The sequence below is a fragment of the Shewanella sp. cp20 genome, from assembly GCF_000832025.1.
Lineage (GTDB): Bacteria > Pseudomonadota > Gammaproteobacteria > Enterobacterales > Shewanellaceae > Shewanella.
The window spans coordinates 167,124-190,274 of record NZ_JPII01000046.1 but is presented as its reverse complement, the minus strand read 5'-3'; the positions used below and the strand labels follow the sequence as shown (position 1 = coordinate 190,274).

23 protein-coding genes are annotated in these 23,151 nt (G+C 51.0%); 10 read left to right on the top strand and 13 right to left on the bottom strand.

Annotated features, from left to right (window positions below; translation table 11 throughout):
- Positions 1–101: 101 nt before the first annotated feature.
- The gene (locus DB48_RS15380) at positions 102–1,106 is read left to right on the top strand and encodes a D-alanine--D-alanine ligase (protein ID WP_041511095.1); all 1,005 of its coding nucleotides are present in this window, start codon (positions 102–104) and stop codon (positions 1,104–1,106) included.
- Between the two features lie 84 nt (positions 1,107–1,190).
- Here the strand turns inward: DB48_RS15380 and DB48_RS15375 are convergent, their stop codons facing one another.
- The 3 genes from DB48_RS15375 to DB48_RS15365 all read right to left on the bottom strand — a co-directional run bounded on the left by DB48_RS15375 (position 1,191) and on the right by DB48_RS15365 (position 4,967).
- On the bottom strand, positions 1,191–1,628 hold the full coding sequence (locus DB48_RS15375) for an Hsp20 family protein (RefSeq protein WP_041511094.1): 438 nt from the start codon (positions 1,626–1,628) through the stop codon (positions 1,191–1,193).
- Positions 1,629–1,989: 361 nt separating this feature from the next.
- Positions 1,990–3,696: a bifunctional UDP-sugar hydrolase/5'-nucleotidase UshA gene (gene ushA, locus DB48_RS15370; protein WP_041511093.1), complete on the bottom strand. Its 1,707-nt coding sequence runs from the start codon at positions 3,694–3,696 to the stop codon at positions 1,990–1,992.
- Between the two features lie 596 nt (positions 3,697–4,292).
- Positions 4,293–4,967: an alpha/beta hydrolase gene (locus DB48_RS15365; protein WP_041511092.1), complete on the bottom strand. Its 675-nt coding sequence runs from the start codon at positions 4,965–4,967 to the stop codon at positions 4,293–4,295.
- A 584-nt stretch (positions 4,968–5,551) separates the two neighbouring features.
- On the opposite strand from DB48_RS15365, the gene DB48_RS15360 reads away from it, so the two are divergent.
- Positions 5,552–6,556: a glutathione S-transferase family protein gene (locus tag DB48_RS15360; protein WP_041511091.1), complete on the top strand. Its 1,005-nt coding sequence runs from the start codon at positions 5,552–5,554 to the stop codon at positions 6,554–6,556.
- 45 nt (positions 6,557–6,601) lie between these two features.
- Here DB48_RS15360 and DB48_RS15355 read toward each other — a convergent pair whose 3' ends face one another.
- The 4 genes from DB48_RS15355 to DB48_RS15340 all read right to left on the bottom strand — a co-directional run bounded on the left by DB48_RS15355 (position 6,602) and on the right by DB48_RS15340 (position 9,818).
- Positions 6,602–6,826 carry a DUF3389 family protein gene (locus tag DB48_RS15355; protein ID WP_041511090.1) on the bottom strand — a complete coding sequence of 75 codons (225 nt, stop codon included), beginning with the start codon at positions 6,824–6,826 and terminating at the stop codon, positions 6,602–6,604.
- Between the two features lie 97 nt (positions 6,827–6,923).
- Positions 6,924–7,406 carry an FKBP-type peptidyl-prolyl cis-trans isomerase gene (locus DB48_RS15350; RefSeq protein ID WP_041511089.1) on the bottom strand — a complete coding sequence of 161 codons (483 nt, stop codon included), beginning with the start codon at positions 7,404–7,406 and terminating at the stop codon, positions 6,924–6,926.
- A gap of 74 nt (positions 7,407–7,480) precedes the next feature.
- Positions 7,481–8,353 carry a WYL domain-containing protein gene (locus DB48_RS15345; RefSeq protein WP_041511088.1) on the bottom strand — a complete coding sequence of 291 codons (873 nt, stop codon included), beginning with the start codon at positions 8,351–8,353 and terminating at the stop codon, positions 7,481–7,483.
- A 277-nt stretch (positions 8,354–8,630) separates the two neighbouring features.
- Positions 8,631–9,818 (bottom strand): lytic murein transglycosylase, encoded by a 1,188-nt coding sequence (locus DB48_RS15340; protein WP_041511087.1) that lies wholly within the window; start codon positions 9,816–9,818, stop codon positions 8,631–8,633.
- A gap of 255 nt (positions 9,819–10,073) precedes the next feature.
- Here DB48_RS15340 and DB48_RS15335 point away from each other — a divergent pair, with 255 nt between their 5' ends.
- Entirely contained in the window at positions 10,074–10,448 is a 375-nt protein-coding gene (locus tag DB48_RS15335; protein WP_409928975.1) for a DUF2750 domain-containing protein, read from the top strand.
- Between the two features lie 141 nt (positions 10,449–10,589).
- Positions 10,590–11,243: a hypothetical protein gene (locus DB48_RS15330; protein ID WP_041511086.1), complete on the top strand. Its 654-nt coding sequence runs from the start codon at positions 10,590–10,592 to the stop codon at positions 11,241–11,243.
- A 301-nt stretch (positions 11,244–11,544) separates the two neighbouring features.
- Here DB48_RS15330 and DB48_RS15325 read toward each other — a convergent pair whose 3' ends face one another.
- From DB48_RS15325 to DB48_RS15315, 3 genes are all read right to left on the bottom strand, one after another.
- Positions 11,545–12,498, bottom strand: coding sequence for a chemotaxis protein CheV (locus DB48_RS15325; RefSeq protein ID WP_041511085.1), 954 nt, complete (start codon positions 12,496–12,498; stop codon positions 11,545–11,547).
- 110 nt (positions 12,499–12,608) lie between these two features.
- Positions 12,609–14,222, bottom strand: coding sequence for a mechanosensitive ion channel family protein (locus tag DB48_RS15320; protein WP_041511084.1), 1,614 nt, complete (start codon positions 14,220–14,222; stop codon positions 12,609–12,611).
- A 914-nt stretch (positions 14,223–15,136) separates the two neighbouring features.
- A complete protein-coding gene (locus DB48_RS15315; protein ID WP_041511083.1) occupies positions 15,137–16,066 on the bottom strand; it encodes a 1-aminocyclopropane-1-carboxylate deaminase in 930 nt (309 codons plus the stop codon).
- A gap of 229 nt (positions 16,067–16,295) precedes the next feature.
- On the opposite strand from DB48_RS15315, the gene DB48_RS15310 reads away from it, so the two are divergent.
- Positions 16,296–16,703 (top strand): YccF domain-containing protein, encoded by a 408-nt coding sequence (locus tag DB48_RS15310; RefSeq protein WP_041511082.1) that lies wholly within the window; start codon positions 16,296–16,298, stop codon positions 16,701–16,703.
- A 118-nt stretch (positions 16,704–16,821) separates the two neighbouring features.
- Here DB48_RS15310 and DB48_RS15305 read toward each other — a convergent pair whose 3' ends face one another.
- Positions 16,822–17,595, bottom strand: coding sequence for a substrate-binding periplasmic protein (locus DB48_RS15305; protein WP_235375417.1), 774 nt, complete (start codon positions 17,593–17,595; stop codon positions 16,822–16,824).
- 141 nt (positions 17,596–17,736) lie between these two features.
- Here DB48_RS15305 and DB48_RS15300 point away from each other — a divergent pair, with 141 nt between their 5' ends.
- Positions 17,737–17,964 (top strand): PGPGW domain-containing protein, encoded by a 228-nt coding sequence (locus tag DB48_RS15300; protein WP_052813815.1) that lies wholly within the window; start codon positions 17,737–17,739, stop codon positions 17,962–17,964.
- 21 nt (positions 17,965–17,985) lie between these two features.
- Here the strand turns inward: DB48_RS15300 and DB48_RS15295 are convergent, their stop codons facing one another.
- A complete protein-coding gene (locus tag DB48_RS15295) occupies positions 17,986–18,366 on the bottom strand; it encodes a DUF6508 domain-containing protein (RefSeq protein ID WP_041511080.1) in 381 nt (126 codons plus the stop codon).
- Between the two features lie 276 nt (positions 18,367–18,642).
- Here DB48_RS15295 and DB48_RS15290 point away from each other — a divergent pair, with 276 nt between their 5' ends.
- Positions 18,643–19,002, top strand: a complete 360-nt coding sequence (locus DB48_RS15290) for a hypothetical protein (protein WP_041511079.1) — start codon at positions 18,643–18,645, stop codon at positions 19,000–19,002.
- A 35-nt stretch (positions 19,003–19,037) separates the two neighbouring features.
- Here the strand turns inward: DB48_RS15290 and DB48_RS15285 are convergent, their stop codons facing one another.
- Positions 19,038–19,943 (bottom strand): LysR family transcriptional regulator, encoded by a 906-nt coding sequence (locus DB48_RS15285; RefSeq protein ID WP_041511078.1) that lies wholly within the window; start codon positions 19,941–19,943, stop codon positions 19,038–19,040.
- Between the two features lie 154 nt (positions 19,944–20,097).
- On the opposite strand from DB48_RS15285, the gene DB48_RS15280 reads away from it, so the two are divergent.
- The 3 genes from DB48_RS15280 (at position 20,098) to DB48_RS15270 (ending at position 23,140) form a co-directional block, all read left to right on the top strand.
- Positions 20,098–21,258 carry a homogentisate 1,2-dioxygenase gene (locus DB48_RS15280; RefSeq protein ID WP_041511077.1) on the top strand — a complete coding sequence of 387 codons (1,161 nt, stop codon included), beginning with the start codon at positions 20,098–20,100 and terminating at the stop codon, positions 21,256–21,258.
- Between the two features lie 91 nt (positions 21,259–21,349).
- Positions 21,350–22,390: a 4-hydroxyphenylpyruvate dioxygenase gene (gene hppD / locus DB48_RS15275; RefSeq protein ID WP_041511076.1), complete on the top strand. Its 1,041-nt coding sequence runs from the start codon at positions 21,350–21,352 to the stop codon at positions 22,388–22,390.
- A gap of 132 nt (positions 22,391–22,522) precedes the next feature.
- Positions 22,523–23,140, top strand: a complete 618-nt coding sequence (locus DB48_RS15270; RefSeq protein WP_041511075.1) for a LysE family translocator — start codon at positions 22,523–22,525, stop codon at positions 23,138–23,140.
- Positions 23,141–23,151 lie beyond the last annotated feature (11 nt).

The window sequence follows — 23,151 nt, the reverse complement described above, 5'->3', positions numbered from 1 at the left end:
AGACATTAAGCTTTCTTTATGGTGCATCCAAGGCTTGCATAAATAAATCATCACGTCATAGTGAGCATGGAAAACGATACTGAGTCGAAAACGGAGACCCGATGAATCCGATCAATCTTTTACTTGTATGCGGTGGCGGCGGTGATGAACACGCCATTTCACTGCTGTCGGCCAACTACTTCGAGACCTCGCTGGCAAAACTTGCTCATATTAATGTGCTGCGCGTCGAGCTGGACGCCGAGGGTCATTATCACACCAAGTCCGGTGAGCCCTGTGAACTCACCAATCGACGTGAGATCCGTTTCGAAGATGAGCGCCTCTCGCCATGGCCAGTAGATTATGTGATCCCTTGTATTCACGGCTATCCAGGCGAGACAGGTGATATTCAATCTTATTTCGAACTCATCAATCTGCCCTATTTCGGCTGTGACGCCGAGGGCTCGCGCAACTGCTTTAACAAGATCACCGCCAAGATGTGGTTTAGCGCCCTAGGGATCCCTAACACTCCCTATCTCTTCCTGAATCAACTGGACGAGCAGGCGATCGCCCAAACCGCAGATGCACTGGAAAAATGGGGCTCTGTTTTCGTTAAGGCCGCCTCACAGGGCTCCTCTGTGGGCTGTTATCGGGTCGATGACGCCGCCCAAATTCCAGCCATTCTGGAAGATGCCTTCCGTTACTCCCCCTATGTCGTGGTCGAGAAAACCATTGAGGCACGGGAGCTGGAGGTCGCCGTCTATCAGTATCGTGGTGAGACTGTTGCCACCCTGCCTGGCGAGGTGATCTGCGCCGGTGGCACCTTCTACACCTATGACGAGAAGTATGCCGCCGACAGCAAGGCGACTACACGGGTCGTCGCCGAGGTGAGTGATGAGATAGCCCAGCAGATCCGCGCCTACGCGGTGAAGGTTTTCGATGGCATGAAGCTCAGACACCTTTCGCGCATCGACTTCTTTCTCACGCCAGAAGGTGAGATCTTACTCAACGAGATCAACACCTTCCCTGGCCTGACGCCAATTTCTATGTTCCCTAAGATGCTCGCCAACCACGGCGATGACTTTAGCGAATACTTAAACGAGGCAATTCTGACCGGGCTTAATCGCTAAGCCTAAATAATCCCCAAAATGAGAATTTTGCCATCAAAAAAGGGAGCCTAGGCTCCCTTTTTACAACTATGATCCCAGGGCCTATTAGGCGTCTAATAACTTTGAGCTCGAGATCTCAATCTTACGAGGCTTAAGCGCCTCGGGGATCTCGCGCTGTAGATCGATATTGAGCAGGCCATTTTCGAGATCGGCACCTATCACAGTGACATAGTCTGCCAGCTGGAAGGTACGCTCGAAACCACGCTCGGCAATCCCTTGGTACAGGTATTTGCGCTCACTCTCCTGCTCCGCCTTAGTGCCTTTAACGACCAGCTTGTCGCCTTCGCTGGTAATGTCTAATTCATTCATCGCAAAGCCGGCCACCGCCATGGTGATGCGATAGCGATTCTCGCTGAGTAGCTCGATGTTATAAGGGGGATAACCTGTATTACCCTTGTTCGATGCAGCATGCTCGGCAAGCTGGGCTAAACGATCGAATCCAATGGCACTACGGTATAGAGGGGTCAAATCATAATTACGCATAGGTATATCCTTGTATTAAGCAATATAGTGGTTAGTGGCCGGCCATGAATCACGCGTTAATTTCACATGAATTGCGCCGCACCTTTTAGTGACATTACCCGGCAGCCCAAAGGCACTGCCATAACAAGACTAAGGTCTTGGGTAACATCAGGGGCCTCGATGAGCGCCCCATATTCACTATATGTGGATAGCCATTTATGATTTCAAGGAGCAAATTTAAAATTTTTTGATAGCCGGGCAAAGTCTGCTGGCACGGGAATGAGATAGGGTTTAAGCATAAAAAAAGCAGCCTGATGGCTGCTTTTTTAACTCACTTATTTAAAGCGCTTGCTTAAAGCACTTGCTAATAAGCTAATCTAGATTAGCGTTGGCAAGCCAGTGGGCTGTTGCTGTTCAGGAACTGAATGTCACCGGCAACGGGTGCGTAGTCAGCCGCCTTGATAGCGCCGATACCTTCGATGTATGTGGCCAGAACTTCTGCATCAACATAACCTGTCATAACGGGTGTCAATGCTGGGTAGCCGTCACCGCCAGCGGCGTTATAGCTAGGTACAGTAAAGGTATATGTCGCATCGGCAGAGTAGCCTTTACCATTGATGTCACTGATAGCAACTGTCTTAGCTTCACAATCGACGTCCATCTTGATACCAGCCAGTTGTGGATAGGCACCAGAACCTTCGGCACCAATATCAACAGTCGCCACAACATTCAGGTATTCGGTGATCTCTGCACCCGTCAATGTGCTTAGGGTGATTGAGTTACCAAATGGTTGAACGGTCAGTACGTCTTTGTAGGTGATTTCGCCCGCTTCGATAGATGCGCGTACACCACCAGAGTTCATTACCGCGAAATCGGCATTCACTTTAGTGCGCTGCGCTTCGGCGATCAAACGGCCCATGTTGGTCTGCTGCTTACGAACCACACCACGGTCGCCTTCAAGCTTATCATCGGTAGAACCGATCACTTTTAGCAGCTCTTCCTGACCTTTATCTTGGTACTGTTGCAGAACTTCCAGAACCGTCGCATCAGGCTCAATAGCTTCGCCGATCAGTACGCGATCGCCCGCTTCGTTCTTCTCTTTCAAGTTAACAGGAATTAACTTGTAACCCGCTAAATGCAGCTCACCGTTGAAGTATTCGAAGTCAGCACGGCCAACATACTTACCCCACTCGTGGGCCTGCATGATGTAAGTACCATTTTGCACATCAGGCTTACACTCGGCACCAGGCTTGAAGTTTGGATCGTAAGCATTACCTTCCATACAAACTGGGTTCTGAGAGTGACCACCGATAACAGCGGCTAAATCACCTTCAGTCATTGCACGTGCCAGCGCAACATCACCAGGCGCGTTGCCACCATTTGCGCCATCAGCATAGTGACCCATGTGAGTCGTTGCAAAGATCAGGTCAGCTTCATTGGCCGCCTTGATATCTGCAATCACTTTCTTCAGCTCTTCTTTAGGATCGGTAAACTCAAGACCGCTAATGAACTCAGGGTTACCTATCTTAGCGGTATCTTCAGTTGTCAGACCCACCACTGCGATACGTAGACCGTTAACGTCAAAGACTTTATAAGCATCGAAGTAACGCTTACCAGACGCCTTGTCGTAGATGTTAGCGGCTAGCATTGGGAATTCGGCTAGCTCACGTTGCATATCGACAACAGAAAGTGGATTATCAAATTCGTGGTTACCAACGGCCATCGCATCGTAACCAATCAGGTTCATACCAACGAAGTCAGGACGCGCATCTTGCAGATCTGACTCAGGTACACCTGTGTTAATGTCACCGCCAGAAAGCAGCAGCGTTTCGCCGCCGTTGGCTTCAACTTCAGCGCGGATCTGATCGATCAGCGTCTTACGAGCCGCCATACCATACTCACCATACTTATTCTCGAAGAAACGACCATGGTTATCGTTAGTATGAAGTACGGTAAATACAGTACATGCATCGCCAGCTTCGGCACATGTTGTTGGTACCTTAGTGGTATCGTCGTCACTGCCATTACAGCCAGCAAGTGCAGCCACAACAGCCGTAGCGACTAATCCTTTTAATAGCTTATTTGTCATTACATCAACCCCTGGATTATATTTTTTTATTAACCATCATAATTTTTGATAGCGAACGTCATAATCTCGCCGCGAAATATAATAGCAAACAATATCTAGAAAATGTGGCATTTTTATGAACAAACATAGGGCAAATGTTTATTTTAAAAGCGTTTTACGCCTTTTATTGTTCACCTGTCAGAACAAGCTAAATATAGAGCATTGAGAAATGTGATTAATTAAAACAAATACCAAAGGCCATTTTGTTTCAATTTTATTAACTTAACGAATCAATCTAAAAAATAGAGATACTCCCTTTAAACAAACAAGCCTTAGCGTACCTAGATCACAAAACCGGTAAAAATTTCACACTAGATCAACCTTAGCTAAAGCAGTAAAACTTAATACAGTCAAAATCGATGGTTTTTTAACCTCAAAGGTGGCTATTTACACCCATTTGTTAGTGACATGTTATCGAAAGACTAGCGTTAACCGCTCGCCAATTGTTTGACGTGATCTCGCCCACACTCTACAAGCCATAAAAAAGAGGCGCCAACCGGCGCCCCCTCTGCTCTTATTTCTAACACTTGTTTATGTGCGTTCGAAGATAAGGCGCCCTACTCGCTCAAGCGCGCCTTAAGCCATTGACCTATATCCTGAAGCTGATTTGGCAGTACGCTATGCCCCATGGGATAGGTATGCCATTCGCTGGCATAGCCCGCCGCTGAAATCAGCTCAAATGCCGCACGGCCCAACGCCAGCGGAACCACCTCATCTTGCTCACCGTGTTGTTGCAACAGTGGCGTGTAGCGATTCGCCTCGCTGAGATTATCCGGCATGGCATGACCCGTCGGCAGATAACAGGATAACGCCATGATGCCGGCCAGAGGCTTAGGGAAGCGCAAACCTGTGAACAGGCTCATCACACCACCTTGGCTAAAACCAGCCAGGACTATCTTGTCGCTCGGCACACCTGCGGCGATCTGCTCCTCAATAAGCGCTGCGATCGCCTGCTCAGAGGCCTGCACACCCGCCATGTCGGCGCGATTGTCCACATCCATCCCCTTGATGTCATACCAGGCCGGCATCACATAGCCCTGGTTGATGGTCACCGGTATGCTTGGCGCATGGGGGAAGATAAAACGTACGCCGAGCTCATCGGGCAAACCTAAAAGTGGCACCACAGGTGCAAATCCAGCACCCGAATCGCCCAGACCATGCAGCCAGATCACACAGGCACGGCACTGGGTTTGAGGTTCTATGGTGATCCGCTCTAACGGCTGTTGAGACATAGGGTTTCCTTTATTGGTCAATTCATTATGCGTTCATTGGCGGGCGATCATATCAGCAAGCCCTGCCAAGCCCAAGAAACAAGCTCAATGAGAACAAAATTTGTTCTTAAAAGGTCAACAGGCCCTAGGGCCTGTTGATCTTTGCGTTTGTTTTTGCAGCAGTTTGAAGGTGATTTGTGCAAGGCAGAGCCTGTGTCGTGTAGTATCCTACACAAATTGGCGATAACGCCGTAGAAATGGCCTACAAACGCTGCCCAACGGGTTCATCTAAACGCGCGCTGCACTTTATGAAAGGCTTCCTGCCTTTCACCGCAGGCGATCAGCTACGCTGTTAGAAATCGTTCCAGACGATTTCTTTGTTGTTCGCCATTCACATAGAGTAACTATGCTTCATGGCTCTCGCCTCGCGCAAAACGCGTTTAGATTGAACAAAAATTAAACTTGAAAGATCAACAGGCCCTAGCCAAGAAGCCCACAAAACATTCGATAAATTCGAATGTAAAACGCCATTTTTAGCACTTTTTCATTGGATTGTTCGACTGTTACACTGAACTCAAGCATTAAAATCAACGAGGCAGACACAGATGGGACTACTCCAGAATGGCCAATGGGTTGACAAATGGTATGACACAGAAAAGAGCAAGGGGACGTTTGTCAGGGAAGATGCCGCCTTTCGCCACTGGATAAAGGCGCCAACGCAGCAGGAACCTGAGCCAGAATTTAAAGCGCAGTCGGGCCGTTACCATCTCTACGTATCCCTCGCCTGTCCTTGGGCTCACAGGACGCTTATCTTTCGCGAGCTAAAGTCATTACAGGCCCATATCGGTGTCACCGTGGTCGAGCCACATATGCTCAGCAACGGCTGGGAATTTAGCGGTCCCAAGCAAAGCGAGCAGGCCCTGCATATCGAGGGCAGCGAAATCGACCGGCTCAATGGCAAAGATTACCTCTATGAGATCTACCAGTTGGCCGAGCCAGACTATAGCGGCCGCGTGACCGTACCCGTACTCTGGGACAAAGAACGCCGCACCATAGTCAGCAACGAGTCGGCCGAAATCATTCGCATGTTCAACAGCGCCTTTAATGATCTCACCGACAATCGGCTCGACTTTTACCCCGACCCGCTCAGAGAGGAGATCGATGAGATCAATCACTGGGTCTATCACAAGATCAACAACGGGGTATACAAGGCGGGTTTTGCCACCACTCAGGCAGCCTATGAACAGGCCTTCGACGAACTGTTTGACGCCTTAGATACCCTAGAGAAGCGGCTTAGCCGACAGCGCTATCTGGTGGGTGACCAAATTACCGAAGCCGACTGGCGCCTGTTTACCACGCTAGTGCGTTTCGATACCGTCTATGTGGGACACTTCAAGACCAATCGTAATCGCATCGCTGACATGCCGGCGATTCAGGCATACCTGAAGGAGTTGTACCAATACCCGGGTGTCGCCAAGACGGTCAACTTGGAGCATATCAATCAGCACTACTACTTCAGCCACGGCCAGATAAACCCAACCCGCGTGGTGCCCAAAGGACCCGAATTAGATCTCGACTCACCACATGGTCGTGATGAACTTAAGCGGTAATAGGCCACATCGCCAACATATAGGCGAGTGACAAACCAAGCCAGTTTAACCGATATCGATACCGAGGCACTCGGCGATATCGGCAAGCTGGGTTTCATCGTCTAAGGTGAGATGCCAGCGTACCGCACCCGCATCGGCCACCATGATGTTGCCGGCACTGAGCAGACGCAGATCATCGACCATGGCATAGAGGCTAACGCCAGTAGCAAGTTTTACCAAGACCTCTTGAGGCGAGACGATCACCCGCCCGCCTGAAAATTCAACTACCACAGCTTACTTCCCCGTTAGATGTGCAAAGACCCAGGATAACCCGGGTCTTTATGGTTTTCGCTATCTATATAGCTACGCTTATTTGCGCCGGCTCACCTTAGTGGTGATGACCGCCTACCCCGTGGGCATGTCCATGGGCGATCTCTTCGGCACTCGCTTCGCGAGCGTCGACAATCTCGAGATCGAAGGTCAGTTCGCGGCCCGCCAACGGATGGTTGATGTCCACGGTCGCCATGAACTTCCCCACCTTAAGCACGGTCACCTGGCGCTGCCCCTGATCGGTACTGATAATGGCGCGCATGCCTGGCTTCCAGACTTTCGCGCCTTGCAGATGCTTGATCGACACGCGCTGCTCACCGTTCTCGTTACGTACGCCATAGGTTTCTTCCGGCGGTAAAGTGACAGAAAACTTCTCGCCAATGGCCTTGCCTTCAATTGCCTTCTCGACGCCAGGCATCATGTTGTCATGCCCGTGTAGGTAGGCAATAGGATCTAATCCTTCGTTGGTTTCGAGCACTTCACCTGCTTCATCGCGTAAGGTGTAGTTAAACTGCACGACCATATCGTCTTTAATGCTCATCAAGCGTCCTTAGTTAGTCTCTTTTCATCAAGTGGGCGAAGCTTAGCAAAACTTCCCTCGAGGCGCTACGCCTGTTATGCCTTGCCCCCCGGCACTATGGCCAGATGCTCTATCTCGCTTAAGATGGCATGGTTCTTTAGCGCCAGCTGACACACGCCGCTGCGGATCTGATGCAGGGGAGAGCAGTCCACGCTCCATTGGCGCAGCAGATAACCCGCGAGGGCGGCGCGGCAGCTAAGCAGCAACTCCCCCTCGCTCATCTGATAATCCAGCGCAATCGCCTCGGGATGGGCCAGGCTGGGATGGGGGATCAACACTAGGGTGACCAGCTTCTGCCAATGGGTATCTTTGTCTTGCAACTCGTGATCGAAAGGCTCGGTTAGGCTTTGGCTCACCGCCTTGAAACGAGTCACCACAAAATCGGTAAATACCTGGTGAGTACGATCGAAACAGCGCACATGCCAGCGCTGGCCATTATTGACCAGCGTATGAGGCACCAGCTCCCTTTGAGTTTCCCCCGATGAAACGGACACATAAGTCACGGCGATCGCCTGTTTGTGGGCGATTGCGCGCATCACGGCGGCAATGATGTTGGTATCGGGGTGAATCAGCTGCACCGCATCGAGGCAGACGCTGCTTGGGGTAACGGGATGAGATAGCCCGTCGCCAAAACCATTGGCCAAGCCATGAAGAATCGCCTCGGGATCATGGTCAAACAGGGGGGTAAACTCGGCGCGTCTGTGATAGCGCTTGGTCTGATGCACCAGCTCCATGTTGTGGGGTGCCAACTCACGATAGCTGGCAAAATCACGGGTCGCCGCCGCCAGGCCTGTGGCAAACTTGGCGATCAGATCCTGACGTGAGACCTGACCGAAATACTGCAAACTAAAATCGATAAACGCCAGACGTTGCCGCTGGGCAAAGGACAAACTCTCCATCGCATCCATATTGCTACCTTATGTTGCCACTCGTTAGTTATACCAATCGTCATAAATAATTGATCATGCTAGCTTGTTAAAACGCTCGATAACGGCATTAATATTTTTAATTGTAGAATAACTACTTATCTAAAAATTTTGCTTTGTTCTCAAGCGTTTTTCCTGCGCTATTTCTGATCAAATACTTACTGTGATTGGTATTATTACAATTTGGCCGAGCGAGTCGCCCGGCCAAAAATATTAAGCTAATGTAATTCTTAACGAGATGCAATCATAATGGTTAGTACTATTTTATCCCCAGCGCCGCGAAGGTCTCATCACTTGGGAAACCGTCGGCCACCAGGCCGGCGCTGCGCTGAAAGGCCTGTAGGCCGGTACGGGAGTTCACCCCGAGCACACCATCAGGCTTACCCACGTCATAACCCTTCTCGTTGAGTTTGGCCTGTAGCAACTTGAGCTTGGCGCGGCTGATATTGTCATGTTTCGGCGGCGCCACATGCAGGCGCGCACCACCATTGATACGATCGGCCAAATGCCCTACCGCGATGGCGTAAAACTCAGAGCGGTTCCAGCGCATGATCACATCGAAGTTGCCATAGCCTAAGAAGGCCGGACCTGTATGCCCCGCCGGCAGGTAGAGTGCCGCCCGCATGTCCGGCGTCGACAAGGCGCGGCCGTTGGCCTGAGTGATCCCCAAACCGGCCCAGGTGGTTAAGCTCTGTTTGTCATTGCGCCCAAGGTGGCGAAAATCATAATCCTTTGGCAGAGAGACTTCGCGTCCCCAACGCTCATTGCGCACCCATCCGAGATTATTCAAGAAGTTAGCCGCCGAGGATAAAGCGTCCTCAGTGCTGTTAAACAGATCGGCCTTGCCATCACCATCGGCATCTACCGCATATTTGGCGTAGGCAGAAGGCATGAATTGGGTGTGGCCCATGGCACCGGCCCAAGATCCCTGCATCTGCTTATTATCAAATTGGTAGGCTTCCTTGAGCTTTAGCGCTTGAATCAACTCACCGGTGAAATAGCTGCTACGTCTGGGATCGCAAGCTAGGGTTGTCAGCGAGTCGATCACCGGCATCTTTCCCTTGTAAGACCCAAAGTTAGTCTCCAGCCCCCAAAAGGCCACCAAATACTGGGGCGGAACACCATATTCTTGCTGTAACTTGCTCAGCAGTGGGCCGTGGGCTTTCAACAGACGCCTTCCCTCCTGCACCCGCCAGTCGGTGACGCGCTTGGAGAAATAGTTATCAAACGTCTGGCTAAACTCGGGCTGCTTCTTGTCGAGCTCGATCACCCTGGCCACGTACTTTACCTGGCCCAGTCCCTCGTCCACCGTCTTGCTCGACACCCCTGCGGCCAGCGCCTTCTGTTTCAGTCCACTCACACAGGTATCGAAATCTTGGGCGAGCGCGCTAAGGCTAGGCAAACCGGTTGCCAGTATCAGGGATGCAAAGGTGAGCAATTTTTTCAAAATAGAGACTCCAAGAGAAAACGGCTAAAAATATAAGAAACATAATGATCTGCAGCCGGCGAGAAACCAGACCTTCCCCAGACATGATAACGATTCGAGACTCTTATGCTAAATGATTTATGATTAATAATTCGAACTTAGACCAGTTTATCCCCCAAGCGAATAAATAGTGGGCTGGTCGGTTCACCTAGCGCTTGGCTCGTTAGCCACATCGCGTATAATGGGCTCGATTTTACCCATTCTAAGAGAACTCACATGACAGACACTCAGATGACAGACAATAGTCCCGTTTTAGCAAGCTTTATCGACAACGTAAAAGAGCAGCAAGCCGTTTGGGGCCTTCAGGATGAAACCGGCGAAGGTTGGGTCGTGTGTGACTCGTCTGAATATGAAGAGACCGATGTGATGCCGCTGTGGTCAAGCGAAGCCCAGGCTAAGGTACACTGCACCGAAGAGTGGCAGGATTATCAACCCGCTCCCATCCCACTGGAAGAGTTGCTCGAGTACTGGATTCAAGATCTGCATGACGATGGCGTGCTAGTGGGTATCGACTGGGTTGCCGAACAGGAATGCCTGGAGCTCGACCCTATCACTCTGGCTAAGAGCCTGGTCGACATCGAGCAGGAGTAAGCCTTGCTCTTGGGCTTGAGTGTGCGCCTAATTTTGAGCTTAGTTTTGCTTTTAGTTTCGAGCTTAGTTTTGCGCTTAACTTTACGCTCGGCTCTGCGCTCTAAGCCGCGCTTACGCCACACAGCAGACAGGGGATAGCCCTTGTCTGCCGCCCTCCCCTTAGTCGACATCCCCTTCGACAGGCGTCACACCTGCTGGTTTTGCGCCGAGCCCTGTGCTCACCAGTTTCACTATCACGCCTTAGGCCACTGCCCTCACCCTTCCTTAGCGGTTCCCGCCTGCAAAGAGTGTCTGCAGATCGCCGAAAAGGCGCCACTCAGCTCCATCTGGGACTGTCACAGCGCGGTCAAAGATGAATTGATGCGCCGCTATGCCAAACATCTGGCCATAGGCGTGAACTGGACGCAGGAGGAGCTCGAAGAGGCGGACTTTACCTGTAAGGTGTTCGAAGGCTTTAAGAAGAGTGCCTGGTTCATGTATCAGGTGGCAAAAGCCAGGGTAAGCGTCGCCCCCTGGCCACTTAGTCTCAAGGGGATCCCGCTTGAAACCGCAGGCTACGGCGGCGGTTTCGAGTTCGACGGAGTGCAATTTTCCTCTGTGGCCAAGGCGGTAGAACATTACGCCAAGATGCTGGGGCTGGATAAGGCCTTCTTGCATCAGCTGATCGCCGCCGTCGGCCGCGAGCGCTTTGGCTACGCCGTGCGCATCGCCAGGATCAATATCGTCTCTACCGCAGCGGTAAAACGTCAGGTACTAAGGGATATCCTTGCCGAGCAGATGCTCGATGACGCATAGATTTAAATCAAGTGCTTTTAATCAAGTGCTTTGATAGAGAGCTTTGACGTGTCGCTTGTCGCATACCCTTGTTGACCCATAGCTTATAACCTAATGCCTTTTGAAGGGTCAGCGCCTGTCGATAGCGATAACCCATCAAAACTGGCGTCATCAATAACTAAAAGCCAGGCCAAAGGCTTTAGGCTTTAGGCTTTAGGCTTTAGGCTTTAGGCTTTAGGCTTTAGGCTTTAGGCTTTAGGCTTTAGACTTTAGGATTTAGCTCCTAACTTTTAGTCCTAGTCCTTATAAAGGATAATTGGGGTTAAGTTTCTCGCTCGGGTAATTGGGTGCGCAGACGCTCTTGTACCACATCCACCAGCAGATCCGGCTGAAACTTAGAAATAAACCTGTCACATCCTACCTTCTCCACCATGGCATTGTTGAAACTGCCACTCAGTGAGGTGTTGAGGGTAATAAAGAGGTTGGCCATCCGCTTGTCTTTGCGTACCTCATAGGTGAGTCGGTAACCGTCCATCTCAGGCATCTCGGCATCGGTGATCAGCATTAAGATCTCTTGATTGATATCACGTCCCTCGTCACACCAACGCTTCAATAAGTTAAGCGCCTGCAGGCCATCCGAGGTCTCTATCACCTCTATCCCCAGCGGTGCCAGGGTGTCTTTCACCTGACGGCGCGCCGTGGCGGAATCATCGGCAATCAAGATCTTGCGCCCTATCATCTTGTCCACCAGGGCATGGTCCAAGACCCCCTCGGAGATAGCGATGTCATAGTGGACTATCTCCGCCAGCACCTTCTCGACATCGATAATGGAGACTAAGCGAGTCGCACCATCCACCTCCACCTTAGTGATCGCGGTGAGGTAGTTATGGCTGCCGGTACTCTTGGGCGGCGGCATGATGTCGCTCCAGGTCATATTGATGATATGGTCGACCTTACCCACCATAAACCCCTGCACGCTGCGGTTATATTCGGTGATGATCAGGTTGGCTTCCTGATCCTCGCTCATGGGCTGGAAGCCGATGGCGCTGCGCAGATCGATGACAGGAATCGAGGTACCGCGGATATTAGCGACGCCCTTGATGCTGGGATGGCTACCGGGTAAGGCGCTCAGCTTTGGCAGCTTAACCACCTCTTTGACCTTAAACACATTGATCGCAAAAAGCTGCGTCGCATTGATACGAAACAGCAGAAGCTCGAGACGGTTTTCGCCAACCAACTGAGTACGCTGATCGACACTCTCTAGCACTTTAGCCATACAATTCTCACTACGTCCTGATGTGATTGACGCGATTCGCCATTAATTATAGCCATGATCCCCGTATTTCGATGCGACATCAAGACCCAGAGATCACAGCTTTAACAAGTTTACCCATTATTCAATGCAACCGGTGCCACAGGCACGATACGAGAGCCATTTTTCACCACTATATCCATGATTTTTAAATGTAACTCCTCCGATGCCAGCTGAAAGGTAGGAAAACTCTTGGTACCAATATAGGCCAGTACATTGACCTGTAGACCATGCAGGCCAAAGCCCTTAAAGGTGACCCTGAGGGGCTCTTTGAGCACCAGTTCATGGGCTTCCAGCATCTCTTTTATCTCGGTGACAATCGCCTTGAGCTGAGCCGAGGTGGTGACCGCATAATCGAGGCGAATGTCCGCCTTGAAACGGATCTTTTCTCGCTGAGAGATATTCTCGATCTCCATCTCCACCAACTTGGCGTTAGGCACGTGAATAAGTGTCCTGTCCAGGGTACGGATCTGGGTGCAGCGCAGGCCTATCTCCTCAACCGTGCCGCTAATACTGCCAAACTTACACAGGTTGCCCACCTTGATAGGCGCGGCAGAATAGAGGGTGATGGTACCGATAAAGTTTTCTATCGATTGCTTGGAGGCGAGCGCGATGGCGATACCTCCTATGCCCATACCGGCGATGATGGCGCTGGCGTTAAAGCCCAGGTGTTCCAGCCAGAGAAGCACCGCCATGATCACGAAGATCACCCGCAAGAAATTGGTCAAAGGCCGCAACAAGGATGCCGCCTGATCTTTGCCCTGCTCTTTCCAGCGTTTCTTTAATCCTTGATGGAAGATCCCCATGGCACTCCAGCCGAACCAGATGATGGCCGACACCAGCAGGAAACCTGTATCTATCATCTCGATAGCGGCGGGTGAGATGCTGCTATGGGACACCCAGGCTCTGACCAGTAACACGGCCGCCAAAAATCTTAGCGGCCCGGCCACTATGTAGGCCAGCTCTTCTTTAAGCTCATGCTTAGTCAGCAGGATCACCCGCTTAACTATCCAGGTCACAGGCACCATCACCATAAAGGCGGTGATAAGGTAAGCCAAAACCAGGCTCCACTCCCACAGGTTTACGTTAAACCAGCGCCCCTCGGGGACATGATTGACAAACCATTCGGCCACAGGACCATAACCCAGGTTTTCATAGAGCTTAGGCACCTTAGCGACGGTGGCGTTAGAGACCTTCCAGATGGTGCCCCCTTCGCTGGGCACACGTTGCAGATAGAGGGCTATCTGATCGCTTTGCAACGCTACCCGGCCAAAGAGATCCCGGTAGGCAGGCAGCTGATCGTTATCCTGACCCAGTGGCGTATCGTTAAGCTGACCTAAATCGAGCCAGAGATTACGCTCTATGATCAGCTGCAGCTGCTTGGCATATTCGGCGCCGCGTTTGGCCGACATCCCCTCGGGCAGATAACGCAGATCCAGATACTCTGCCGCCTTTTCATAATCTTGCTCATAAACCGCCGCCATATAGCCTTCGACCGTGCCCCTTGGCGTGTCACGTTGCAGGCTATCCTTATATTCATAATGCTCAACCGAGCGAACAAATTGACTCTGACCTGTGTCGGCCGCGGCATCGGTTAACGCCCCCACCAGACTATTTGGCGCCGCGCACCAGGCGCTACCGACAAACAAGCTCATCACCCAGATTAACGACCAAACAACAAAGCGCATCCCAGCCCCCTAAATTGTTAACAAGCGCCTAGAAATATTAGCATTATTCCTAGGGCCTGTTTATCTTTTCTGTTTGTTTTTGAAGTAGTTTACAGGTGGTTTCATTTAATCCTGTATCGTCGAGCTAGGCTGAGCTGACTGGCGATAATCCAGTCGAAATAACCTAGGTAGTTTGCAACAAACAAAAGCAGCGCAAACAAGTCTAAATGCCCAAAGGGCGGAATTGATTAAATATTGACAAGTACGCGGCCAGGATTATAATGCTCGACTTCTGCAGTACCCTGATTTTAGTTTTCTGCCTTTAGTTTTGCATCGCTCGACCCCAAGTCACCGCATCCAACAACTCGCAGCTATTTCGTCACACTATTGTCATTTATTGATGATTTACTGTGTCCAATCCGGTGATAAGCCCCCCTTTCGGGCGCAAACAACGGCTTTAGCGAGGCAGATCACTTGATTATTTACATAAGGCTGGGTAGTCTCAGAAAGGTTTTAATTCATCTTTCGCAACAGCTAAGGATCTATTATTTGTAAATTTTTACTGCCAAGAGGCAGTCACAGCAATAAGGAGTATGGCCTATGTCGTACAAAATTAACGGTCATGAGATCACGGTAAATTTTCCGGTGGACTCAATTTCAGTCAACAAATCCTCTATCGCTTTCACCGATAGTCTAGGAAAAAATAAACAAACTTTTGCTAAGCGCACCGACGCCCTGCAATTTATGAAATGGTTGCTCTCAAGCAACAAGTAAACCCCACGCTATTCGATACACCTCCTCTCACACGTATCGAAGGTTGCTAAGGCAACAAGTAGGATTGACCTCATTCGTCAACGACTCAGCAGGTAACATTTGGCTCAGGTTGTACCCCTTTCACAGGTACCGACCTGGCCAAATGACATTAATCATTCCCCTCACTCACCAAATATCGCACCATATTTACGCTGGTACCTTGGCAACATAGAATGATTACCCAACAGCCCACCTTGATGCAGATAGAGCACCGGCTTGCTGAATCCCTGTTGCCAGCATCTTTTCAGACATAACCAGCCCAGGGGATCATAAAGTAGCTCAAACTCTATCCCCGTCGATTTGAGTTCATGCCACATCTGATAATACTCAAGATACAGCTTGCCGAAGTGGTAACGCTTGGCGGCTGGAACAATCTGAGGATGCAGTGCTTCATCTTCTTCAAGCTCCAAAAATTGCTTACGAAGATAATCATCCCCGCCCACCACGGCGCAGGTCATGACGCTAATGCTGGGATCTAGGGTTAGAAACTGCTTTTGCAGATAGAGCGCCGTGGTGCCGGTGCCCGAAGGCAGAAACACCACCAGCTCGGTAAGTCCCTCGGCATACTTCCAGCTCGCTATCTCTTTAGCGAGCTGCGCAACGCCAGGCTCGGCAAAGGCGCAGCGGCCGCCTTCCGGCACAAACAGCTGCTCATCACTGCCCGTTAACACCCTTTGGCGAATGTAGCTATCACAGTCCAGGCCGTCTCTGTCTGCTCGTCGAGAGAGGTCTATGATATTGGCCCCAAGCGCCTGTGCGGCGCGATAGTTGCCGCAGGGGTTGGCTGTCAGATAATGGGGAAGATGATCCACATAGAAGTCCAACCGCCACCCCTTGAGTTTTGCCAGCGCCGACAAGGAATAGAGAGAGTTGGCCTGGGGAGAACCATAACCAATCAGCTGCTTAACCAAGGGGAAGTCGTTATCGAGGAAGTAGGCGAACTTGCGCGCCTTATTGCCGGAAAATTCTGGATGGAGCAGATCGTCACGCTTCACGTAGACCTTGTGCTGCCCTAGGTAAACCGTATCTACCTGAGTGTGGCTAAGCTTCATGATGAGGAGTCAGAGTTAAACTAAGGGCCAGAGTTTACACCTTTTAACGTCAAATGCGTAATTTGACCGACTTTTGGCATAATATGTCATTCACTTAAAATATCTCAGGGTTAAATACCTATAAAAACATACACTTAATATATGGCACGGATTTCGCTTAGAACTAGATAAATCTAAATAAAGGCGAACGCCTTTGCGGCTCTATAAGCTCAGAAACAAGGAGTATTCGATGGCACTACTGCGCTTAATCTTTAATATTGCATGGTTTATTTTAGGCGGCTTCGTGATGGGACTGGCCTGGTGGCTGGCGGGATTACTCTGCTTTATCAGCATCATAGGCATCCCCTTCGGCCGCGCCTGTTTCGTCATTGGTGAGATGGCCTTCTGGCCCTTCGGTCAACAAAACGTCAGCCGCCGTGCGCTGCAAGGGGTAGATGACATTGGCACGGGTCCCCTGGGCATGGTCGGTAATATCGTCTGGTTCCTGCTGTTTGGGATCTGGCTCGCCATCGGCCATATCACTCACGCGCTGGCCTGTTTCGTCACCATCATAGGGATCCCATTTGGTATCCAGCATCTCAAATTGGCCCTGCTGAGTCTGACGCCTATAGGACAGACGATAACCGCTAAGGCATAGTTATCATCAATAGCCTAAGGCGCCGAGACCTGCCTGGGGTTGAGGCGCCTGCTAGGCTCTGAACCAAAGGCTTTCAACTAAAGACTTTGAACTAAAGGCTTTCAACTACAGGATTCAACTACAGGCTTTGCAGGTAGACCTCTAAGATCTGCTCGACTTGGATTCGAGCAAGGCCGGCGTTATAGATCTCCCGCCACCTGCGCCCCTCGGGGGTATTTCTAAAGGCGATATAGAGGCGTTTCGATTCCAGCAGTTGCTTGTTAAATTGCAGCCTCGCCTTAAGCTCACTCAGATGAGGCTGCTCTACCAGGTATAGATAGACATAGAGATCCATAACCGCCCCCTGAACTCGCCCCGTAGCCACCTTTCTGATGTTGTGTTCATCCGAACTCACCAATTCTACCGGCTGAGTCCCTAAGGCGATCATCTCATCCAGGGCTTGGGTATTCACATAGTCCCTGACCACCCCCAAGGTATAGGCATTGAGATCCTGCAGCCGCGACCAGGTGATGGGATGCCTACTCTGCTCTAAGATCCCTAGAGGGCTCTCGCCCATAGAATCGGAAAAGACAAACTTATCCGTGGGATGATGGTACTCGGGGAAATAGCCCTGATAGCCTGAGTCATCTCGGCTCACCACCCTTACGGTTCGACTCCATGGAAAGTAATCCACCTGAAGCTCATGGCCCATGGCATTAAGCGCCGCACGAGCCACCACGACACAGGCTCCACCGTCCTTAAGAGTCGGTCCCGAATAGGGTGGCCAGTTTAACGAAGAGAGCTTGAGGGTATCGGCCCGCAATGGAAAGAATGCCAAGGTCCAACTGATCAGCAGCAGGACAAACAGCCCATTTCGACCCCAACTTAGGTTAAGAAGTGTCTCTCTCACCATCCCTCTTCCCCCTTAAAAACCACCGCCTGATGGCATTCCTTGCCCAGTGAGAAATCCTTTTGTTACACATTTTCACTGGCATAGCTGCGCAACATCATGCAAAACAAGTATAGGAGAGAAGGTTGGATATTTGAGGTGTCTATGCTGAGAAAAACCTTGATCACCGTCATTGGCGGTACACTTTGTCTGATTGGATTACTGCTTTTGGTGCTACCCGGCCCGGCCTGGCTACTGCTACCAATCGGCCTGGCGGTGTTGAGCTTAGAATATCCCTGGGCGAGATCCTGGCTAAAGAAGAGCCAAAAACAGATGAGGCACAGCGCAGCCTGGCTCGATGGCAAGGTGCGTGACTGGCGCTATAGCCGATAGACAGCTTATGGCTTGTCACCGCTAAGCTGTGGCATTGCCAAACCCAAGGTTTCTCTCCGGGTGACTGAGCACATTGAGCCGCTCAAGAATCGCGAGCAACACCCCTTGCCTGCGCATATTTTCCAGTACACCACGACTGAAACGCTCCAGGCGGCTCATGGCGGTTAGCAGCAGACGGCACTGATAAAGGCTTGCCTCACGGATATAGTCAGGCTTATCGACCAGGTGGGCATTTTGATACCACTCCTGCCAATTGAGGGTGTCGAGTAACACCCCTTGCTTGGCAAGCTGCTCGACAAAAGCTTGCATCGTCATCTGATTGCTAGCGCGCTCACCACGTGCAAACTGCGCAGCGTACTGAGCATAGAGATTGGCTACCTGCAAAGATATTGCGCTTTTCATATCCTACTCCTTAATCTTCAGGCCAGCTTTGGCCTTATAGATCCTGTGCTCCGGCGTTTAATAAACGATTCGGGTACTCCATAGTTAAGATTTACGAGCCGGTATAGCTAAGATTTACGAGCCGGTATAGCTAAGATTTACGAGCCGGTATAGCTTCACCCTAGCCAAGCCGTGCTGAATATAAGCTGAACATCTGGAAGGTTCTGACTGGCTAGACATTATGAGGGGGAATCCCTATGCTACGAGCAAACGCATTGATTGCGCAGGAGAGACTAGATGAAGAAATATACCACTGGCCTTGGCCTCGTTTTACTTGGCCTATCTATCGGCTTTTCGCCGCTAACCCAGGCCAAGAACGATAAGCACGAACATGGCGCTAAGGGCCATGTCAATAAGAGTCATGGCGAGAAGAGCCTACCACCCGGGCTACAGAAGAAAGTCGCCCGCGGTGAGCCACTGCCTCCGGGCTGGCAGAAGAAACTGCACAAGGGCGATTACCTGTCTGATGACTATTATGATCGCGGTAAGATCCATGTGCCTATCGATCGTGACGGCAACATCACCATAGATGTCGATGGCACCTTCATTAAGCTACACGACAAGACACGTCGTATCCTAGATATTATTAACGACTAGACATTATCAACGACTAGACAGTATCAAGGGATAAGTTAACCTTTAGCAGCCTCCTGGTAGAGGTTAAACTCCTCCAGGATCAGGCTGGTAAAGAGCCGACCGGCGCGCCCCAGCGGGCGCTCCATGGTCGACACCAACTGAGGCGTAAAGCTGTAACGACTGCCCCCGAGAAAATCCAGTTCCTGTAACTCACCACTGGCCAGCTCCTCTTTAATGAGAAAATCAGGCATCCAGCCGAATCCCAGCCCCATCAACAGGGCATTCTTCTTCATGATAAAGCCTGATAGGTAAAACACCTTATCACCGCCAAATTGCAGCTCGTCGCTGTGGATCTTACCCGGCGATGAGTCTTCTATGGTGAGCTCCACATGTTGCAGCAACTCAAACAGGCTCAGCTCCCTGGCACTCGCCAGGGGATGCTCCCGACTCACCACCAAAATGCTGTTGATGTCCGGCAGTGGCTGGGGCCGATAATTAGGGCCGGTGCGATAATCCTTGACCAACATGAGATCGGCATTGTCCCGCTCGAATCTGTGCTGCACCCCGCCGAGAAACTCCATGTTGAGCTGGATCTTGGTGGGGATCTTATGCTCAGAGACACGTTTAAGCGCCCGCATGATGGGCTCCATGGGTAGGGAGCCATCTACCACCAGCTCGAGCTTAGGTTCCCAGCCTTCGCTGAAACGGCTAGCCAAATGTTCAATATTGCCAAGGTATTGCAGCAATCTTTTACCTTCGGCAAGGATCACCTTGCCCTCAGGCGTTAATTCGGCGCGATACTGATCCCGACAAAAAAGCTTTACACCCAGATGCTGTTCCAGCTTCTTGACCTGGTAGCTCACCGCCGACTGGGCCTTGTGCAATCGCTCTGCCGCCTTGGAAAAACTGCCCTCTTCGACCAGAATCGACAATACCCTGAAGGCTTCCACATCGATCTTCATCTCACATCCTCGGTGTAAACAAATGACAACCATCTAAATTTTAGATTGAGTTAAGCTATTTATTATTCTTTTTTTTGCTCATGCCAGCAACTAAATTGTTACTTAGATCACATAAACATAAGTGTGCCCGCTAAAGCACCCAAGGAAAGAAGCCATGCCATTTTATGTAAGACAGGGGGAGATCCCCCATAAACGCCACATCACCTTCAAGAAAGACAATGGTGAACTCTACCGGGAAGAACTCTTCTCCACCCATGGCTTCTCCAACATCTATTCCAACAAGTATCACCACAACATGCCGACCAAGGCGTTAGAGGTGAGCCCGTTCGAGGTTGACCATGGCCACACCTGGCAGGACACCTTAATCCAGAACTATAAACTGGACGCCAAACAGGCCGATCGCGAGGGTAACTTCTACTCGGCGCGTAATAAGATTTTTTTCAACAATGACGTGGCCATGTACAGCGCCAAGGTCACTCAAGATACCGAAGAGTTTTACCGTAACGCCTACGCCGACGAGGTGATCTTCGTCCATGAAGGCCAGGGCAAGCTATACAGCGAATATGGCGTACTCGAGGTAAAGAAATGGGATTACCTGGTGATCCCACGCGGAACCACCTACCAGCTTAAATTTGATGACTATGAGCAGGTTCGCCTGTTTGTGATCGAAGCCTTCTCTATGGTGGAGGTGCCTAAGCACTTCAGAAACGAATACGGTCAGCTACTTGAGTCTGCTCCCTACTGTGAGCGCGACATCCGCGTGCCCACACTGCAGGATGCCGTGGTCGAGAAAGGCGCCTTCCCCTTAGTGTGCAAGTTTGGCGACAAGTATCAGCTGACACAACTCGAGTGGCACCCCTTCGATCTCGTGGGCTGGGACGGCTGTGTCTACCCCTGGGCCTTTAACATTCAAGATTACGCCCCTAAGGTGGGTCAGATCCACCTGCCGCCGTCGGATCACCTGGTATTTACCGCTCACAACTTCGTTATCTGTAACTTTGTGCCGCGCCCTTACGACTTCCATCCCCAGTCTATCCCGGCGCCCTACTACCACAACAATATCGACAGCGACGAAGTGCTCTACTATGTCGACGGCGATTTCATGAGCCGTACGGGTATCGAGGCTGGCTACATGACGCTGCATCAGAAGGGCGTTCCACACGGACCACAACCTGGCCGCACCGAGGCCTCTGTCGGTAAGAAAGAAACCTATGAATACGCGGTGATGGTCGACACCTTCGCCCCACTGCAGCTAACCCAACATGTACAAGGTTGCATGAGTAAGGACTACAACCGCTCCTGGTTAGAAGACTAATACCGTTCGGTACACGCCGAATTACAACGAATAACCTGACAAGTCACCCCAGAGTGACTGTGGTTGTAACAAATTGAACGAGGATACTCACATGGCAAGCGAACAAAATCCACTGGGATTACTGGGCATCGAATTTACCGAGTTTTGCACCCCAGATCTCGACTTTATGCACAAGGTCTTCATCGACTTTGGCTTCTCTAAACTGAAGAAGCATAAGCAAAAAGATATCGTCTACTACAAGCAAAACGATATCAACTTCCTGCTGAACAATGAAAAAAGCGGCTTCTCTGCCGAATTTGCCAAGAAGCACGGACCTGCCATCAGCTCAATGGGCTGGCGCGTAGAAGATGCTAAGTTCGCCTTCGAAGGTGCGGTCGCCCGTGGCGCCAAGCCAGCCGGCGATGAGGTAAAAGATCTGCCCTACCCGGCCATCTACGGCATCGGCGACAGCCTGATCTACTTTATCGATACCTTCGGCGCGGACAACAACATCTACGCCACTGACTTTGTCGACCTGGAAAACCCAGAGATAGTGCAGGAGAAAGGCTTTATCGAAGTCGATCACCTGACCAACAACGTCTACAAGGGCACCATGGAGCATTGGTCGAACTTCTATAAAGATATCTTCGGCTTTACCGAAGTACGCTACTTCGACATCAAGGGTTCGCAAACGGCGCTTATCTCCTATGCCCTACGCTCTCCCGATGGCAGCTTCTGTATCCCAATTAACGAAGGTAAAGGCGATGACAGAAACCAGATCGACGAGTACCTAAGAGAATACGACGGCCCAGGCGTACAGCATCTGGCGTTCCGCAGCCGCGACATCGTAGCCTCACTGGATGCGATGGAAGGCAGCTCGATTCAGACCCTGGACATCATCCCTGAATACTACGACACCATCTTCGACAAGCTACCACAGGTGACCGAAGACAGAGAGCGTATCAAGCATCACCAGATCCTGGTCGACGGCGACGAGAATGGCTATCTGCTACAGATCTTCACCAAGAACCTGTTTGGTCCTATCTTCATCGAGATCATCCAGCGCAAGAACAACCTGGGCTTCGGCGAAGGTAACTTCAAGGCCCTGTTCGAATCGATTGAGCGCGATCAGGTACGTCGCGGCGTACTCTAAACCCACGCCCATTAGACGTAGCACGACATAAGAAAACCAGCCATCTAGGCTGGTTTTTTCTTTGCAGCGAAGCGATAAATCACTACACTAGCCTGCCGAGTCATTTACCAAAGTCGCGACTTTCACTATCAGATGTCAGAACATATTCTCATTGCCGTTTTTCTGCCAACCTTCTTCTTTGTCTCCATTACGCCAGGCATGTGCATGACACTGGCGATGACGCTGGGCATGAGCATAGGCGTGCGCCGCACCCTGTGGATGATGATAGGTGAACTGGCCGGGGTTGCCCTGGTGGCCGTTGCGGCCGTGATGGGCGTTGCCGCCATGATGCTCAACTACCCACAGATCTTCGAGATCCTCAAATGGGTAGGCGGTGCATATCTTGGCTATATCGGTATTCAGATGTGGCGCGCCAAGGGCAAGATGGCGAGTCTCGATGATCAGAGCACGCAGATCAGCAACCAGGCGTTGATCTCACAGGGTTTTGTCACCGCCATCGCCAATCCCAAGGGCTGGGCCTTCATGATCTCTCTGCTGCCCCCCTTTATCGATGTCGAGCGCGCCGTGGCGCCACAGCTGAGCCTGTTATTAGCGATCATCATGATGACCGAATTTGTCAGCATGCTGGCCTACGCCAGCGGCGGCAAGTCACTCAAGCTGTTTCTGGCCAAGGGTGACAACATCAAATGGCTGAATCGCATCGCGGGTTCCTTGATGATAGGGGTTGGTTTCTGGCTGGCCCTAGGCTAATCGGTAATTGC